The 15,730-nt window shown below is 61.9% G+C and carries 12 protein-coding genes; 6 read left to right on the top strand and 6 right to left on the bottom strand.

From position 1 onward, the window contains the following. Nucleotides 1–26 precede the first annotated feature (26 nt). Both AC2444_RS09790 and AC2444_RS09785 read right to left on the bottom strand, forming a co-directional pair. Entirely contained in the window at nt 27–1,043 is a 1,017-nt protein-coding gene (locus AC2444_RS09790) for a DUF808 domain-containing protein (RefSeq protein ID WP_012757436.1), read from the bottom strand. A gap of 351 nt (nt 1,044–1,394) precedes the next feature. Continuing rightward, a complete protein-coding gene (locus tag AC2444_RS09785; RefSeq protein WP_012757435.1) occupies nt 1,395–2,867 on the bottom strand; it encodes a bifunctional ADP-dependent NAD(P)H-hydrate dehydratase/NAD(P)H-hydrate epimerase in 1,473 nt (490 codons plus the stop codon). Nucleotides 2,868–3,210: 343 nt separating this feature from the next. Between AC2444_RS09785 and AC2444_RS09780 the strand changes: the two genes are divergently transcribed. From AC2444_RS09780 to hspQ, 3 genes are all read left to right on the top strand, one after another. After that, nucleotides 3,211–3,549: a P-II family nitrogen regulator gene (locus AC2444_RS09780; RefSeq protein ID WP_003579240.1), complete on the top strand. Its 339-nt coding sequence runs from the start codon at nt 3,211–3,213 to the stop codon at nt 3,547–3,549. Between the two features lie 78 nt (nt 3,550–3,627). After that, entirely contained in the window at nt 3,628–5,037 is a 1,410-nt protein-coding gene (gene glnA / locus AC2444_RS09775) for a type I glutamate--ammonia ligase (RefSeq protein ID WP_012757434.1), read from the top strand. Nucleotides 5,038–5,198: 161 nt separating this feature from the next. Next, nucleotides 5,199–5,528 carry a heat shock protein HspQ gene (gene hspQ / locus AC2444_RS09770; protein ID WP_003539613.1) on the top strand — a complete coding sequence of 110 codons (330 nt, stop codon included), beginning with the start codon at nt 5,199–5,201 and terminating at the stop codon, nt 5,526–5,528. A 114-nt stretch (nt 5,529–5,642) separates the two neighbouring features. On the opposite strand, the gene AC2444_RS09765 is transcribed toward hspQ, so the two are convergent. After that, nucleotides 5,643–6,305 carry an invasion associated locus B family protein gene (locus AC2444_RS09765; RefSeq protein WP_017994059.1) on the bottom strand — a complete coding sequence of 221 codons (663 nt, stop codon included), beginning with the start codon at nt 6,303–6,305 and terminating at the stop codon, nt 5,643–5,645. A 285-nt stretch (nt 6,306–6,590) separates the two neighbouring features. Here AC2444_RS09765 and AC2444_RS09760 point away from each other — a divergent pair, with 285 nt between their 5' ends. Continuing rightward, on the top strand, nt 6,591–8,396 hold the full coding sequence (locus tag AC2444_RS09760; protein WP_012757432.1) for an extracellular solute-binding protein: 1,806 nt from the start codon (nt 6,591–6,593) through the stop codon (nt 8,394–8,396). A gap of 68 nt (nt 8,397–8,464) precedes the next feature. Continuing rightward, complete coding sequence (locus tag AC2444_RS09755) at nt 8,465–9,136, top strand: DsbA family oxidoreductase (protein ID WP_012757431.1); 672 nt, start codon at nt 8,465–8,467, stop codon at nt 9,134–9,136. A gap of 17 nt (nt 9,137–9,153) precedes the next feature. On the opposite strand, the gene AC2444_RS09750 is transcribed toward AC2444_RS09755, so the two are convergent. From AC2444_RS09750 to AC2444_RS09740, 3 genes are all read right to left on the bottom strand, one after another. Then, nucleotides 9,154–9,621, bottom strand: a complete 468-nt coding sequence (locus AC2444_RS09750) for an OsmC family protein (protein WP_012757430.1) — start codon at nt 9,619–9,621, stop codon at nt 9,154–9,156. A gap of 64 nt (nt 9,622–9,685) precedes the next feature. Next, on the bottom strand, nt 9,686–13,186 hold the full coding sequence (gene mfd, locus AC2444_RS09745) for a transcription-repair coupling factor (RefSeq protein ID WP_012757429.1): 3,501 nt from the start codon (nt 13,184–13,186) through the stop codon (nt 9,686–9,688). Next, nucleotides 13,183–13,488, bottom strand: coding sequence for an FAD assembly factor SdhE (locus AC2444_RS09740; RefSeq protein ID WP_012757428.1), 306 nt, complete (start codon nt 13,486–13,488; stop codon nt 13,183–13,185). The genes mfd and AC2444_RS09740 overlap by 4 nt, the downstream gene beginning before the upstream one ends. A 91-nt stretch (nt 13,489–13,579) precedes the next feature. Between AC2444_RS09740 and recG the strand changes: the two genes are divergently transcribed. After that, a complete protein-coding gene (gene recG, locus AC2444_RS09735) occupies nt 13,580–15,685 on the top strand; it encodes an ATP-dependent DNA helicase RecG (RefSeq protein WP_012757427.1) in 2,106 nt (701 codons plus the stop codon). The last annotated feature ends 45 nt before the right edge of the window (nt 15,686–15,730 follow it).

The following is a 15,730-nucleotide window of genomic DNA, read 5'->3' as shown; positions in this document are numbered from 1 at the left end:
GGCTGGCCCGCCGATAACGGCAGGCTTCATTTTTTCTCGTTCGCCAGCGCCTCTTTCCGGCGCGGCAGGAGCGACTTGAGGTGCCGCCATAGCGGCGAAACGGCGTAGCCGGCGACCGGAATTGCAATCAAGCCGGCGACGATCCCGACGATGCCAGCTCCTGCGGCCTCGACGATCCAGCTGAGCACCGATGCCAGAACGGGAACTGCATGCGCCGTCGCCTCACCGGCATCATGGATCAGATGCGCAAGGCCGCCGATGCCATAGGCTTCGAGGCCATGAACGATGATGCCGCCGCCGACCCAGATCATGGCGGCTGTTCCGACAATGCCGAGCACTTTCAGAAAATAAGGCATGCCTGTGACGAGCCCCTTTCCGATCGAACGCAGGAATGCGCCGATCGGAGACGCCGTCCGCACACGCGCCAGCATCAGACCCAGATCATCGGCCTTGACGATAAGCGCCACACCGCCATAGACCAAGACCGTGATGCCCAGCCCAACGACGGCAAGGATGACGGCCTGCGTGAACATGCTGCCTGACGGCACTGCGGCGAGCGTAATCGCCATGATCTCGGCCGACAGAATGAAATCCGTCTTGATTGCGCCGGCAACCTTCTCGTCTTCTATGGATTTGGCATCGAGGCTCGTCGCCTCGAGCGCCGATTCATGGGCGTGGGCCGCGTGCGGCAGCACCAGCCCGTAGACTTTTTCCACACCCTCGTAGCAGAGATAAAGTCCGCCAATCATCAGCAGCGGTGTGATCGCCTGCGGTGCGACAAGGCTCAGGATCAGTGCTGCCGGAAGCAGGATCAGAAGCTTGTTCTTCAGCGAGCCGAGCGCGATCTTGCCGATGATCGGCAATTCGCGTGCTGCCGAAAATCCGGTGACATAGCGGGGTGTGACGGCCGCATCGTCAATGACGACGCCAGCCGCTTTCGCGCCTGCTTTGGCCGCCTGGCCGGCAATATCGTCGAGCGAGGCCGCAGCCACCTTGGCCAATGCCGCGATATCATCAAGAAGGGCGATCAGGCCAATACTCATTCGAGCCTCCGTCGGGAAGACAAACTTACACAGCAAAACGGAAAGCCCGTGAACGAGACGCGGAATCCTCCGCCGGGAAGATGCCACGCAAGGATCGCGGCGACAATGGCCGTTATTCAGCCGGCATCGAGTTCAACCCGCCCTCGATGCTGCTTCTGCGTCAGAGGTGCAGGAGGCCATCAGCGGGCAGATCCGGCAGATGGCTGGATCCGCGGCGTCCGCGCTCCTCAATCCTGGCCCATGCCGAGGCGCAAGCGCATCGGACCGAAAATCGGAATCGATTGTCGGAAAGCACAATGCGATTGAAAGAGCTAGAGCGTCCTTTGTGCGTCCCAAAGGACGCAAGGCGCTCTAAAGGGGCAACACCTCGGCTGCAAGCTCCTCCGCCGTCAGCCCCTTGCCGGCGCGTTGGCCTGCCTCGCCGTGCAGCCAGACGCCGGCGGCCGCGGCCTCGAAGGCCGGCAGGCCCTGGGCCAGCAATCCGCCGATGATGCCGGCAAGCACGTCGCCGGAACCGGCGGTGGCAAGCCAGACGGGAGCGTTGGTATTGATGAGCGCACGGCCGTCTGGCGCGGCGATGACGGTATCGGCGCCTTTGTAGATAATCGCGGCATTGGCGCGGCGGGCGGCGGCCACAGCCTTGTCCACCTTGCCGAGCCTATCGTCGCCGCCGATATCGGGAAAGAGCCGGGCGAATTCGCCCTCGTGCGGCGTCAGCACCAGACGCGGCTCACCCCGGAAAAGATCAAACAGCTGTTGCGGATCGTCCTTGAACGAGGAGATGCCGTCGGCATCGAGCACCAGATGGCGATCGGCAACGACCGAGACGAAGCCGCGCGCCCTGGCGCCGATACCGAAACCGGGGCCGAGGACGAAGGTCTGCAGCCGCTTGTCGGAGAGCCAGTCGCCGAGGTCGGCCTCGTCGTCGATGGCATGCAGCATGACGGCGGTGAGATGCGCAGCATTGGCGGCCATCGCCGCGCGGGGGGCTGCGATGGTCACCAAGCCGGCGCCGGCCTTCAGGCCCGAGATCGCCGACATGCGCGCGGCACCTGTCTTGTGGGCCTCGCCTGAGAAGACGACCAGATGACCGCGCTTGTATTTGTGGGTTTCCAGTTGCTCGGCCGGCAGCACGCGCTTCCAGGCATCCGGCGTGTTCTCGGCGATGACACCGCCTGCCTCAGCGCGGATGATGCGGGCGGGAATACCGATATCGAAGACCTCTAATTCACCGCAAAGCTCCCTACCCGGCATCAGCAGATGACCGGGCTTGCGGGTCATGAAGGTGATGGTGTTGCAGGCCCGGAAGGCGGCACCCAGCACCTTGCCGGTGCGACCATCGAGGCCGGAGGGCAGATCGATGGCGAGCACAGGAATATCGGCCTCGGTGACGCGGCCGATCAGCGCGCGCACATCGGCCGGCACCTCGCGGCCAAGCCCCGCCCCGAACAAGCCATCGACGACGACGTCGCCGGTTTCCGGCCGATAGAGGTCGAGTTCCTGTCCCTTGAGCGCGCAGTTCATGTGGGCACGGGCGGCATCACCTTTCAGCCTCATGGGATCGCCGAGGTGGAAGAGCGCCACCCTCGCCCCGCTTTCCTGCAGATGACGGGCTGCGACATAGGCGTCGCCGCCATTGTTGCCCGGTCCGCAGAGTGCGACGAAACGCAAAGCTCCGGGATAAAGGCGCAGAGCAGCGGCCGCGACCGCGGCACCTGCCCCCTCCATCAGACCGAAGGAGTCGATGCCGGATGCCGCAGCGGCCGCGTCGACCGCGGCCATTTCGGCAGGCGTGAGAAGAAGGTCGGACAGATGTTTGATCATCACCCTATTCAATCAAAAAACGCCTAAAAAACAACCGCCTGAAATACCAAAGAGAAGGACGCAATTTAAGCATTTGCCTATATTTTCATCTCCAGACGATGTGTATTCGCAGTTGCGAAAATACCTGACTTTTTCCGTTTCGGATGTGATTTTGATCGGAGACAATGTTTTTCCACCCGTTCCGCCACCAAAACCACATAGAATTCCCCGCAAACGCGCCTGTTTTGACAGAATCGACGTGTTTTTTCGACAAGATGGATTTCAAACTGGCACGATATCTGCATCATATCCGGCGAGCGGGAAAATTCCTGCCATAACAAGAGAAGCGGAGAGACATTTTCTCATGAAAAAGATCGAAGCGATCATTAAGCCTTTCAAGCTGGACGAAGTGAAGGAAGCCCTTCAGGAAGTTGGCCTGCAGGGTATCACGGTCACGGAAGCCAAGGGTTTCGGCCGTCAGAAGGGCCACACGGAACTCTACCGCGGAGCTGAATACGTCGTCGATTTCCTGCCGAAGGTTAAAGTCGAGGTCGTACTGGCCGACGAGAACGCGGAGGCCGTCATCGATGCGATCCGCAAGGCGGCGCAGACCGGCCGCATCGGCGACGGAAAGATCTTCGTCTCCAACATCGAAGAGGTTATCCGCATCCGCACCGGCGAGACCGGCATCGATGCCATCTGACCACTTTGCCAATCGCGCAAAGTCCGTTACCGTCATCGCCGACCTACACCGTCATCGCAAATCGGAGGAAACTCATTAATGGCGACCGCAAGCGAAATTCTGAAGCAGATCAAGGAGAACGACGTAAAGTTCGTCGATCTGCGTTTCACCGACCCGAAGGGCAAGCTACAGCATGTGACGATGGACGTCGTCTGCGTCGACGAAGACATGTTCGCTGACGGCGTGATGTTCGACGGCTCCTCGATCGGCGGCTGGAAGGCCATCAACGAGTCCGACATGGTGCTGATGCCCGACACCGAAACGGTGCATATGGACCCGTTCTTCGCCCAGTCGACCATGGTCATCGTCTGCGACATCCTCGATCCGGTCTCCGGCGAGGCCTATAACCGCGATCCGCGCGGCACCGCCAAGAAGGCCGAAGCCTATCTCAAGGCATCAGGCATCGGCGATACCATCTTCGTCGGCCCGGAAGCCGAATTCTTCGTCTTCGACGACGTCAAGTACAAGGCCGATCCTTATAACACCGGCTTCAAGCTCGATTCCACCGAATTGCCGTCGAACGACGACACCGACTACGAGACCGGCAACCTCGGCCACCGTCCGCGCGTCAAGGGCGGCTACTTCCCGGTTCCCCCCGTCGACAGCGCCCAGGACATGCGTTCTGAAATGCTGACGGTGCTCTCCGAAATGGGCGTCGTCGTCGAAAAGCATCACCACGAAGTGGCTGCTGCCCAGCACGAACTCGGCATCAAGTTCGATACGCTGGTGCGCAACGCCGACAAGATGCAGATCTACAAATACGTCGTGCACCAGGTGGCCAACGCCTATGGCAAGACAGCGACCTTCATGCCGAAGCCGATCTTCGGCGACAACGGCTCGGGCATGCATGTGCACCAGTCGATCTGGAAGGGCGGCAAGCCGACCTTTGCCGGCGACGAATATGCCGGCCTTTCCGAGAGCTGCCTGTTCTATATCGGCGGCATCATCAAGCACGCCAAGGCGATCAACGCCTTCACCAATCCGTCGACGAATTCCTACAAGCGTCTGGTCCCGGGTTATGAAGCACCGGTACTGCTGGCCTATTCGGCCCGCAACCGCTCGGCTTCCTGCCGCATTCCGTTCGGCACCAACCCGAAGGCAAAGCGCGTCGAAGTCCGCTTCCCGGATCCGACCGCCAACCCCTATCTCGCCTTTGCCGCCATGCTGATGGCCGGCCTCGACGGCATCAAGAACAAGATCCATCCGGGCAAGGCCATGGACAAGGATCTCTACGACCTGCCGCCGAAGGAACTGAAGAAGATCCCGACCGTCTGCGGCAGCTTGCGCGAAGCACTCGAAAGTCTCGACAAGGATCGCAAGTTCCTGACGGCCGGCGGCGTCTTCGACGACGACCAGATCGATGCCTTCATCGAGTTGAAGATGGCTGAGGTGATGCGTTTCGAAATGACGCCGCATCCGGTCGAATACGACATGTACTATTCGGCCTGATCGGGCCCTGAACACAGAAAGTCCCGGCCCGCCGGGGCTTTCGCCTCCCAGGTCACGAACGGCAAATGGCGAGGATATGACGTTCATGTGACGAACGGCGTGCAAAATCTTGATTTGCGCGGCGCCAATCACCAAATTTGGTGATGAAAGGAAGTCGTACCATGAAAGAAAGAGTAGCAAAGTTCAGCATCGGCGAAGTGGTTCGGCACAAGGTTTTTCCGTTTCGCGGCGTCATCTTTGACGTTGATCCGGAGTTCGCGAATACGGAGGAATGGTGGAATTCCATTCCGGCCGAGGTGCGCCCGAGCAGGGACCAGCCCTTCTATCACCTGCTTGCCGAGAATGACGAGAGCGAATATGTCGCTTACGTCTCCGAACAGAACCTGATGAACGACGAAAGCGGCACGCCGCTTCGCAACCCACAGATCTACCAGATCTTCGATCAGGCCCCGTCAGGGCAGTTCAAACCCAAGATGAGCTTCGCCCACTAACTCACTCGTGCCGATCGTTAAATCAAGGCCTCGCTTCTCCCGGCGAGGCCTTTTCATTGCGCAACAAAAAACCCGGCGCGAAGCCGGGTCTCTGTTTCAAAGAAAGCGGCAGGATTACTGCGCCTTGGCTGCCTTCTGGGCATCTTCAAGCTTCTTGCGGGCTTCTTCGGCCTTCTTCTGCATGCTGTCCTGCAGGCTGCGCTGGCTTTCAGCGAGCTTGGATTCGGAAACCGGTTCGCCGTCATAAGCGCCGGTGAAGCCTTCAAGCGAAATCTTGATCGGGTTCGGGGCGCGGCGGAAGTTGATTGAAGTGAAGATCACGTCGCTGCCCTTCTTGAGGCTGGCGATCATCGCGTCGGTCAGCGGAATTTCGGCTGTGCACTTGTCCGGCAGGCAGACGGCGTAGTCGAGCTTCTGGCCCTTGCCGCCGTCGATCTGCATGATGACGCCGGGAGGAACCAGGCGTGCCGTGGGAACCGAGACCTGCAAGAGCTTGCGGTTGATCTTGCCGGAAACCGAGATCAGGCCGACTGCTGTAACAAGCTGGCCGCCATTGGCGAGGATCAGGTTCTGGACAACACAGATGTCGTTGTCTTCCTGCTTGCTGCAGGTCTTGTACCAGCCGAGCTTCGGCGCTCCTGCGGCCTGTGCCGGGGCATCGGCCGGAGCCTGTGCCGCCGCATCCTGTGCGAAGGAGGAGACCGGAGCCGAAGCGCCGAACACCACTGCCAGAACGGACAGTGCTGCCCGCATTTTCTTTTCAGACTTGAACATCATAACGAATTCCGTCTCCTGATATCCGTTCGGAGCAGCGGTTTGCCGCCCCAACCATCGGGTCGTTCGGCACTCCACCTCTTAAAAAAATAAGGCAAATGCATGACCCCTAAACTTCGGGTTCACCTGTTACATCGCAGCGTTCAAGATATCCAGCATTTCTTTGGCAATTTGAGGTGCATTTCGTCGCGATGCCAAAGAAATCGCCGCTCAGTGTTGGAATCGATCGACCCCATGATAATCTCCGCGGTGAATCATGCCCCGTTTTCACGGATCAAGGATTGCCGAATGCTCCGGATTGTCGTCCCTCTCGTCCTCTCGCTGCTGTGCGGCACTGTCGCTGCCGAGCCGCTGCACGGCATCGCGATGCACGGCGAGCCGGCCTTGCCGGCCGACTACAAACACTTCCCTTACGTCAACCCCGACGTGAAAAAGGGCGGCAAGATCACTTACGGCGTCGTCGGCACCTTCGACAGTCTCAACCCGTTCATCCTGAAGAGCATGCGCACGACGGCGCGCGGCATGTGGGATCCGGAATATGGCAATCTCGTCTACGAATCGCTGATGCAGCGCTCCAGGGACGAACCCTTCACGCTTTACGGCCTGCTTGCCGAGACGGTCGAATGGGACGACAACAGGAGCTTCATCCAGTTCAATCTCAATCCGAAGGCGAAATGGGACGACGGCCAGCCGGTGACGCCCGAAGACGTGATGTTCACCTTCGAGCTGATGCGCGACAAAGGCCTCCCGCGCTACGCAACCCCCCTGAAGAAATTCGTCGCCAAGGTGGAAAGGGTCGGCGAGCGTAGCGTGCGCTTGACCTTCACCGACAAAGCTAACCGTGAGACGCCTTTGATCTTCGGCCTTTTCCCGGTGCTGCCCAAACATGCGGTCGATCCCGAAACCTTCGACCGCACAGCGCTGACGCCGCCGGTCGGCTCTGGCCCCTATAAGGTAAAGACGGTGAAGCCCGGCGAGAGCATCACCTATGAGCGCGACCCGAATTACTGGGGCAAGGACATTCCCGCCAAGGTCGGCACGGACAATTACGACCAGATCACCGTCCAGTATTTCCTGCAGGACACGACGCTGTTCGAGGCCTTCAAGAAAGGCGACGTCGACACCTACCCTGACGGCAATCCCGGCCATTGGGCCAATGCCTATGATTTCCCCGCCGTCACCTCGGGGGCTGCAATCAAGGATGCGTTCACGCCTAAACTGCCGAGCGGCATGCTCGGCTTCGTGTTCAACACGCGCCGGCCGATCTTTGCCGATCTCAAGGTGCGCGAGGGCCTGTCGCTGGTGTTCGATTTTGAATGGGCGAACAAGAACCTCTATTCCGGAGCCTACAAGCGTACGCAGAGCTTCTGGCAGAATTCCGAGCTGTCGAGCTTTGGCGTTCCGGCCGATGCGAGGGAACTTGCCCAGCTCGGGCCGATCAAGGACAAGATCGCGCCAGAGATTCTCGACGGCACCTACAAGCTGCCCGTCACCGACGGCTCCGGCCGCGACCGCAATGTACTGAAACAGGCCGTCGCGCTGTTGAAGCAGGGCGGCTATACGATCCAAGGCGGCAAGATGCTTGACGCCTCCGGCCGCCAGCTCGCCTTCGAGATCATGACGCAGAATGCCGACCAGGAGAAACTCGCCGTCGCCTACCAGCGTTCGCTGCAGACGATCGGCATCGCCGCCGCGATCCGTACGGTCGACGATTCGCAGTATCAGAGCCGGACGAACAGCTTCGATTACGACATGATCCTCAAGTCCTACACGTCTTCGCTCTCGCCTGGAACCGAACAGCTCGGCCGCTGGTCTTCGGCTGTGCGCACGCAGGAGGGGACGGACAGCTTTGCAGGCGCCAACGATCCCGATCTCGACACGCTGATCGACCATCTGCTCGGGGCGCGCTCCGCCGAGGATTTCACCGCGGCGGTGCGCTCCTACGACCGGCTGCTGCTTTCCGGCCATTACGTGCTGCCGCTCTATCATATGGACCAACAATGGGTGGCGCGCAGCAAGCGCATCGGCCATCCCGACACGGTGCCGCTCTACGGCTACCAGCTGCCGGTATGGTGGGACGTGAGCGCGCAATAGGAAGCAACCGAACCGCTGCCGGCCGAAATGTCGCCGTGCGGAGATGCATGAGAATAAGGAAGATTATTATGGAGCGTATCACCATCGACGTCGTCTCGGATGTCGTCTGCCCCTGGTGCTATCTCGGCAAGGCGCGCCTGGAGCTCGCCATCGCCGAAGTTCAGGACCAAATCGGCGTCGACATCAACTGGCGGCCGTACCAGCTCAATCCCGACTACCCAAAGGAAGGCGTCGACCAGAAGAAGGCGCTGGCGGAAAAGCTCGGCGGCGAGGAGCGTGTGGCCCAGGCGCACAAGATGCTCACCGATTACGGCCGCGAGGTCGGCGTCTCCTTCAATTTCGAGGCGATCAAGATCGGCCCGAACACGCTCGACGCACATCGGTTGGTCCACTGGGCGATGATCGAAGGCCGCGAGAAGCAGGACAAGGTCGTTGCCGCGCTGTTCAAGGCGAATTTCGAGGAAGGCCACAATGTCGGCGACCATGCGGTGCTGCTCGATATCGCCGAAAAATCAGGCCTAGACCGCTCGGTCATCGCCTCGCTGCTTGCCTCCGATGCCGACCGCGATCTGATCGTCGCCGAAATCAAGGCGGCCCAGGAGATGGGCGTCAACGGCGTGCCCTTCTTCATCTTCGACCAGCAATATGCCGTCAGCGGCGCACAGACGCCCGACGTGTTGGCGAACGCGCTGCGCGACATCGCCAAGGCGAAGGCCGAGGCGCGATCAGGCATGAACTAACGCTGCCGGCTCCAGGTTCAGCCCAGAACCGGAACGCAGCGCACATCGGTCTTCACCGAATTTGCAATGAAGCATTCGCCGTGAGCGCGATCGTGTAGAGCTTCCAGCTCGCTCAGCGAGGGCTGCTTTTCGCCGCTGAAGACGACATGCGGACGGAGGGTCACGACGGTCATGGCAAGGCGGCCTTCGGCATTCTTCTCCATGATGCCCTCGGCGGCATCGGTGTAGCTGTCGACGCAAAAGCGCTGTTTGGCGGCGATCGACAGGAACCAGAGCATGTGGCAGCTGGAGAGCGAGGCGACGAAAGCTTCCTCCGGATCGACGGCATCTTCGGCGGAATAGGGCAGCGGAACGACATGCGAGGAGGAAGATGCCCTCACCTCGGTGCCGCCGTCGAAGGTCCAGCGGTGGACGCGGCTGTAGCGGTTGTCGGTGAAGGTCTCGCCGCTCCGCTGCCAGGCGATCGTTGCGCCGTATTTCGCCATCCTTGTCTCCTTTTTCCACACAATTCCGGATGCAAAACCGAGGTACAGTTTTGCTGGAATTGCTCTATTTCGCAAATTCAGCCAGCTGCGTCATGATGACGGCAGCGCCCTGCAGGCGTTTTTCCGGCGTCGGCAGGTCGCGGGTCAGGAACAGGCTGTGGTCGGGGCGGATCTTCGCCATCGTGCCCTGCTTGCCGATATAACCGACGAGGTTTGCCGGGTTGGGGAATTCCTTGTTGCGGAACTGCACGACGACGCCCTTCGGGCCGGCATCGAGCTTTTCGACATTGGCGGTGCGGCAGAGCGACTTGATGTAGACGATCTTCAGCAGGTGCTGGACTTCGATCGGCATCGGGCCGAAGCGGTCGATCATCTCGGCGCCGAAGCCGTCGATCTCCTTGAGTTCGGTGATTTCGCCGAGACGGCGGTAGAGCGCCATGCGCAGGTGCAGATCAGGCACGTAGCCTTCCGGGATCATCACCGTCGTGCCGACGGAGATCTGCGGTGACCAGCCGGTATCGTGGATCTCGTCGACACCCTTGACCTCGGCGACCGCCTCTTCCAGCATCTGCTGGTAAAGCTCGAAGCCGACCTCCTTGATATGGCCGGACTGCTCCTCGCCGAGCAGATTGCCGGCGCCGCGGATATCGAGATCGTGGCTTGCCAACTGGAAGCCGGCACCGAGCGTATCCAGCGACTGCAGCACCTTGAGGCGGCGTTCGGCGGTGGCCGTCAGCACCTTATTAACAGGCAGGGTGAAGAGCGCAAAAGCGCGCACCTTCGAGCGGCCGACGCGGCCGCGCAGCTGATAGAGCTGGGCAAGGCCGAACATGTCGGCGCGGTGGACGATCAGCGTATTGGCGGTGGGTACGTCGAGGCCGGATTCGACGATGGTGGTCGACAACAGCACGTCGTAACGGCCTTCGTAGAAAGCGTTCATGATGTCTTCGAGTTCGCCGGCCGGCATCTGGCCATGGGCGACGGCGACCTTCAGCTCCGGCAAATCCGACTGCAGGAAGGCATGCACGTCCTCGAGATCGGCAAGCCTTGGGCAGACATAGAAGCTTTGGCCGCCGCGATAATGCTCGCGCATCAGCGTCTCGCGGATGACCAGGCTGTCAAAAGGCGAAATGAAGGTGCGCACCGCCATGCGGTCGACCGGCGGGGTGGTGATCAGCGACAATTCGCGCACACCGGTCATGGCGAGCTGCAGGGTGCGCGGGATCGGCGTTGCCGACAGCGTCAGCACGTGCACGTCGCTTTTCAGCTCCTTCAGCCTCTCCTTGTGCTTGACGCCGAAATGCTGTTCCTCGTCGATGACGAGCAGACCGAGATTGGCGAATTTGATGCCGGCGCCGAGCAGCGCATGGGTGCCGACGACGATATCGGTCTTGCCTTCCGCCACTTCCTTCTTGGTCAGCGCCAGTTCCTTGGCGCCGACGAGGCGCGAGGCCTGCTGGATGCGCACCGGCAGACCACGGAAACGGTCGGAGAAGGTCTTGAAATGCTGGCGGGAAAGCAGTGTCGTCGGCACGACGACGGCGACCTGGGCGCCGTTCATCGCCGCGACGAAGGCAGCGCGCAGCGCCACTTCGGTCTTGCCGAAGCCGACGTCGCCACAGACGAGGCGATCCATCGGCCGGCCGGCACCGAGATCGGAGCGCACGGCTTCGATGGCGTTTTCCTGGTCCTCGGTCTCGTCATAGGGGAAGCGGGCAGCGAATTCGTCGTAAAGGCCTTCCGGCGTCGTCAGCATCGGCGCGTGGCGCGTCAGGCGCTCGGCGGCGATGCGGATCAGCGCATCGGCCATGTCGAGCAGGCGCTTCTTGAGCTTGGCCTTGCGCATCTGCCAGGCGCCGCCACCGAGCTTGTCGAGCTGGGCTTCGGTGCCCTCGCCGCCGTAGCGCGAGAGAAGATCGATGTTTTCGACCGGCAGGAAGAGCTTGGCCTCGTCGGCATATTGCAGTTCGAGGCAGGCATGCGGCGCGCCTGCGGCCTCGATGGTCCTCAGCCCGATGAAGCGGCCGATGCCGTGTTCGGCGTGGACGACGATCGAGCCCTCGTCGAGGCCCGCGACCTCCGAAATGAAATCGGCGGCGCGCTTGCGGCGCTTGGAGCGGCGCACCATACGGTCGCCGAGGATATCCTGCTCGCCGATGACGACGAGATCGCCGGCCTCGAAGCCGGCTTCGAGGCTGAGCACGGCAGCGGCCGCCTCGCCTCTCGCCAGCGAGCCGACATCCTTCAGCGCCTCGATCGGCTTGACCTTTTCGAGGCCGTGCTCGTTCAGCACCTGCAGCAGGCGTTCCAGCGAGCCTTCGGTCCAGGCGGTGACGAGCACTTTCGCGCCGGCGGCGCGGCGGTCGGCGATATGCTTGACGACGACGTCGAAGATGTTGATGCGTTCGGCATCGCCGCCGCCTTCGGCGTTCGAGCGGGCCCAGCGCTGGCCCTGGCGGGCGTCGACATTGACGACCCGCCGCGCCTCGCCCTCATGCTCGTTGAAGGGGCTGATGCGGATCGCGCCGAGCGCATCGAGGGTTTTGACGAAAAGCTTGCTGTCGAGATAGAGCTGGCCCGGCGTCACCGGCTTGTAAGGCGTGCCCTGCGTCATCCCCTTGGACGGCTGGCCGGAGTTCAGGCGGGCGTCGTAATAATCGAAAACGAGCTTGGAGCGCTCTTCGGCTGCTTCACGCACCGTATGGTCGATGACGATCCGGAAGCCGCTCAAATAATCGAAGACGGTATCGAGCTTCTCGTAGAAGAGCGGCAGCCAGTGCTCCATGCCGGGGTAACGGCGGCCTTCGGAGACGGCAAGATAGAGCGCGTCGTCGCGTGTGGTCGCGCCGAAAGCGGAGAGGTAATTCTTGCGGAAACGGCTGATCGTATCGGGCGTCAGCGTCACCTCGCTCATCGGATTGAGATCGAGGGCACGCACCTGCCCGATCGTGCGCTGGCTGGCCGGATCGAAGGAGCGGATGCTCTCCAGCGTATCGCCGAAGAAATCGAGGCGGACCGGCTCTTCGGAACCCGGCACGAAGACATCGAGAATGCCGCCGCGCACCGCATATTCGCCGACTTCGCGAACGGTGGCGACCCGCTCGAAGCCATTGCGCTCCAGGCGGCCGGCGAGATCGTCCATGCGCAGCTGGTTGCCGGGACGGGCCGAAAAGCTCAGGCTTTCGATGACATCCTGCGGCGCCACCTTCTGCAGCATGGCATTGGCGGTGACGAGCACGATTGCCGCATGCGGCTTCTTGCGATGGGCGATGAGGCCACCGAGCGCAGCCAGCCGGCGGGCCGAGGTGTCGGCGCTCGGCGAGACGCGGTCATAGGGCAGACAGTCCCAGGCCGGCAGGGTGAGAACCGGAATGTCGGGGGCGACGAAGCTCAGCATTTGCTCCAGATCGGCCATGCGGTGGCCGTCGGACATGACATAGGCGACCGGCTCTCCCGTTCGGGCGAGCTCGGCGAGCAGCAGCGTTTCAAGACCTGCCGGCACATTGCCGATCGTCAGCGGCTCGGCAATGGCCGCAAGCTTCTTCGCATCGAAACCAGGGATCATTCCGGCGTCCTGAGGGGCTTGTCAAAATCGGGCTTATAGGCGGCAATGCGGGCAAACATCGGTGTCTGGAAACGCTCAGGCACCGGCCATGTTCCCATGATCCAGCGGACGAGATCATTGTCCTCTTCCGCCATGATCGTCTCGAACTCGTCGAGTTCGGCTTCCGACAGTCTGGCAACCTCGGCTTCGGCGAACTGGCCGAAGACCAGATCCATTTCGCGGATGCCGCGATGCCAGCAGCGGAAAAGGATCCGGCGGCGGCGCGGGTCGAGACCGGCACTGGTGAGCGTGACACCTGTCATGGCATACCTTCCTGTTGATGCGCCTCTATAGACCCTGGAAAGCGGCTTGTCAGCCTTGCCAAGGCCGCATTGTTTATCGCATTTTGGCCGCATGCGCCCCGCCATTCTCGATCCTCTGTTTTCCCCTATTTCGGGCCTTCCGGGCGTCGGCCCGAAGATCGCCGACCTGCTGGTCAAGCTGCTCGGGCGCGAGTCGCTGGAGGATTGCCGGGTCATAGACCTGCTCTTCCACGCGCCCTTCTCGCTGATCGACCGGCGCAACCAGCCAGGCATCGCCCGCGCGCCGCAGGGCGCAATCGTGACGATCACGGCGCGCGTCGACCGCCACCAGGTGCCGCCGGGCGGCAAAAGCAATATCCCCTACCGCGTCTTCCTGCATGACGAGACGGGCGAACTGACGCTGGTGTTCTTCCGCGGACAGGCGGCATGGCTGGAGAAGCAGCTGCCTGTTGACGCGGAGGTGACGGTCAGCGGCAAGATCGACTGGTTCAACGGCCGCGCCTCGATGGTGCATCCCGATTATATCGTCAGGGCCGACGAGACGGAGAGCCTGCCGCTGGTCGAGCCGATCTATCCGCTGACGGCGGGGCTCTCGCCGAAGACGCTGCGCAAGATCATCGACGCCGGCCTGCCGCGGTTTCCCGAGCTGCCGGAATGGGATGATCTGGCACTGACGCAGCGAGAGGGCCTGCCATCGATCCGCGACAGTTTCCACATGCTGCACGAGCCGCACGACCCTGGGGATATCGACCCGCAGGCCCCTGCCCGGCGGCGGCTTGCCTATGACGAATTCCTCGCCGGCCAGCTGTCGCTGAGCCTGGTGCGGCAGAGGCTGCGCAAGGTGGCGGGCCAGCCGGTCACTGCGACCGGCGCCATCAGCAGCAAGATCCTGAAGGCGTTGCCCTTCTCGCTGACATCAAGCCAGAACGAGGCGATCGCCGAGGTTTTGAAGGATATGGCCGGCAACGAGCGCATGCTGCGGCTGCTGCAGGGCGATGTCGGTTCCGGCAAGACGCTGGTGGCGCTGATGGCGATGGCGGCGGTGATCGAGAGCGGCGGCCAGGCCGTGCTGATGGCGCCGACGGAAATCCTGGCGCGGCAGCACCACGCAACGATATCGAAATTCGCCGCCTCTGCCGGGCTCGGCATCGAGGTGCTGACCGGGCGCACCAAGGGACGCGAACGGGAAGAAATCCTGGAGCGAATCGCCTCGGGTGCCGCCCAGATCGTCATCGGCACGCATGCGCTGTTTCAGGACAGCGTCGCCTACGCCAATCTGATGCTTGCCGTCGTCGACGAGCAGCACCGTTTCGGCGTGCATCAGCGGCTGCGGCTGACCGCCAAGGGCCTCTCGCCGCATATGCTGGTCATGACGGCGACGCCGATCCCGCGCACGCTGGTGCTCGCCGCCTTCGGCGATATGGACGTCTCCAAGCTCACCGAAAAACCGGCCGGCCGCAAGCCGATCCAGACGATCACCGTGCCGATGGAACGGACCGGCGAAATCGTCGGCCGGCTGCAAAGCGCGATCACTGAGGGCAAGAAGGCCTACTGGATCTGCCCGCTGGTGGAGGAGTCCGAGGAGCTCGACCTGATGTCGGCCGAAGAGCGGCATGCGACGCTGGTCTCAGCACTTGGTCCGGGCATCGGCCTCATCCACGGTCGCATGAGCGGGCCGGAGAAGGACGCGGCGATGATGGCGTTCAAGAACGGCGAGACCCGGCTGCTCGTCGCCACCACCGTCGTCGAGGTCGGTGTCGACGTGCCGGATGCGACGATCATGGTGATCGAACATGCCGAACGCTTCGGCCTGGCGCAATTGCATCAGCTGCGCGGCCGCGTCGGGCGCGGAGACGAGGCCTCGACATGCATCCTGCTCTACAAGGGACCACTCGGCGAGACCGGCCATGCCAGGCTTTCGATCATGCGGGAGACGGAGGACGGTTTTCGCATTGCCGAGGAGGATCTGAAGCTGCGCGGCGAAGGCGAATTGCTCGGCACACGGCAATCCGGCACGCCGGGATTCCGCATCGCCAGCCTCGAAGCACATGCCGACCTGCTGGAGATCGCCCGCAAGGATGCCGCTTACCTCATCGAGCGGGATCCGGAGCTGACCACCGAAAGGGGAGCGGCGATCCGCACCCTGCTCTATCTCTTCCGCCGCGACGAGGCGATCCGTTTTCTTAGAGCTGGATAAAGCGCGCTGCGGCGCGCTTTAAGTCATTGTTCTATGCATGTCGTT

Source organism: Rhizobium sp. WSM1328 (genome assembly GCF_057653715.1).
The sequence above is the reverse complement of the archived record's forward strand: the minus strand, read 5'-3'. Positions and strand labels throughout refer to the sequence as shown.

Coding starts and splice junctions, on each gene's coding strand:
- AC2444_RS09760 (WP_012757432.1), top strand. CDS start 6,591: ATGCTCCGGATTGTCGTCCCTCTCGTCCTCTCGCTGCTGTGCGGCACT.
- AC2444_RS09780 (WP_003579240.1), top strand. CDS start 3,211: ATGAAAAAGATCGAAGCGATCATTAAGCCTTTCAAGCTGGACGAAGTG.
- AC2444_RS09750 (WP_012757430.1), bottom strand. CDS start 9,621: ATGGCGAAATACGGCGCAACGATCGCCTGGCAGCGGAGCGGCGAGACC.
- AC2444_RS09765 (WP_017994059.1), bottom strand. CDS start 6,305: ATGATGTTCAAGTCTGAAAAGAAAATGCGGGCAGCACTGTCCGTTCTG.
- AC2444_RS09740 (WP_012757428.1), bottom strand. CDS start 13,488: ATGACAGGTGTCACGCTCACCAGTGCCGGTCTCGACCCGCGCCGCCGC.
- hspQ (WP_003539613.1), top strand. CDS start 5,199: ATGAAAGAAAGAGTAGCAAAGTTCAGCATCGGCGAAGTGGTTCGGCAC.
- mfd (WP_012757429.1), bottom strand. CDS start 13,186: ATGATCCCTGGTTTCGATGCGAAGAAGCTTGCGGCCATTGCCGAGCCG.
- recG (WP_012757427.1), top strand. CDS start 13,580: ATGCGCCCCGCCATTCTCGATCCTCTGTTTTCCCCTATTTCGGGCCTT.
- glnA (WP_012757434.1), top strand. CDS start 3,628: ATGGCGACCGCAAGCGAAATTCTGAAGCAGATCAAGGAGAACGACGTA.
- AC2444_RS09785 (WP_012757435.1), bottom strand. CDS start 2,867: ATGATCAAACATCTGTCCGACCTTCTTCTCACGCCTGCCGAAATGGCC.
- AC2444_RS09790 (WP_012757436.1), bottom strand. CDS start 1,043: ATGAGTATTGGCCTGATCGCCCTTCTTGATGATATCGCGGCATTGGCC.
- AC2444_RS09755 (WP_012757431.1), top strand. CDS start 8,465: ATGGAGCGTATCACCATCGACGTCGTCTCGGATGTCGTCTGCCCCTGG.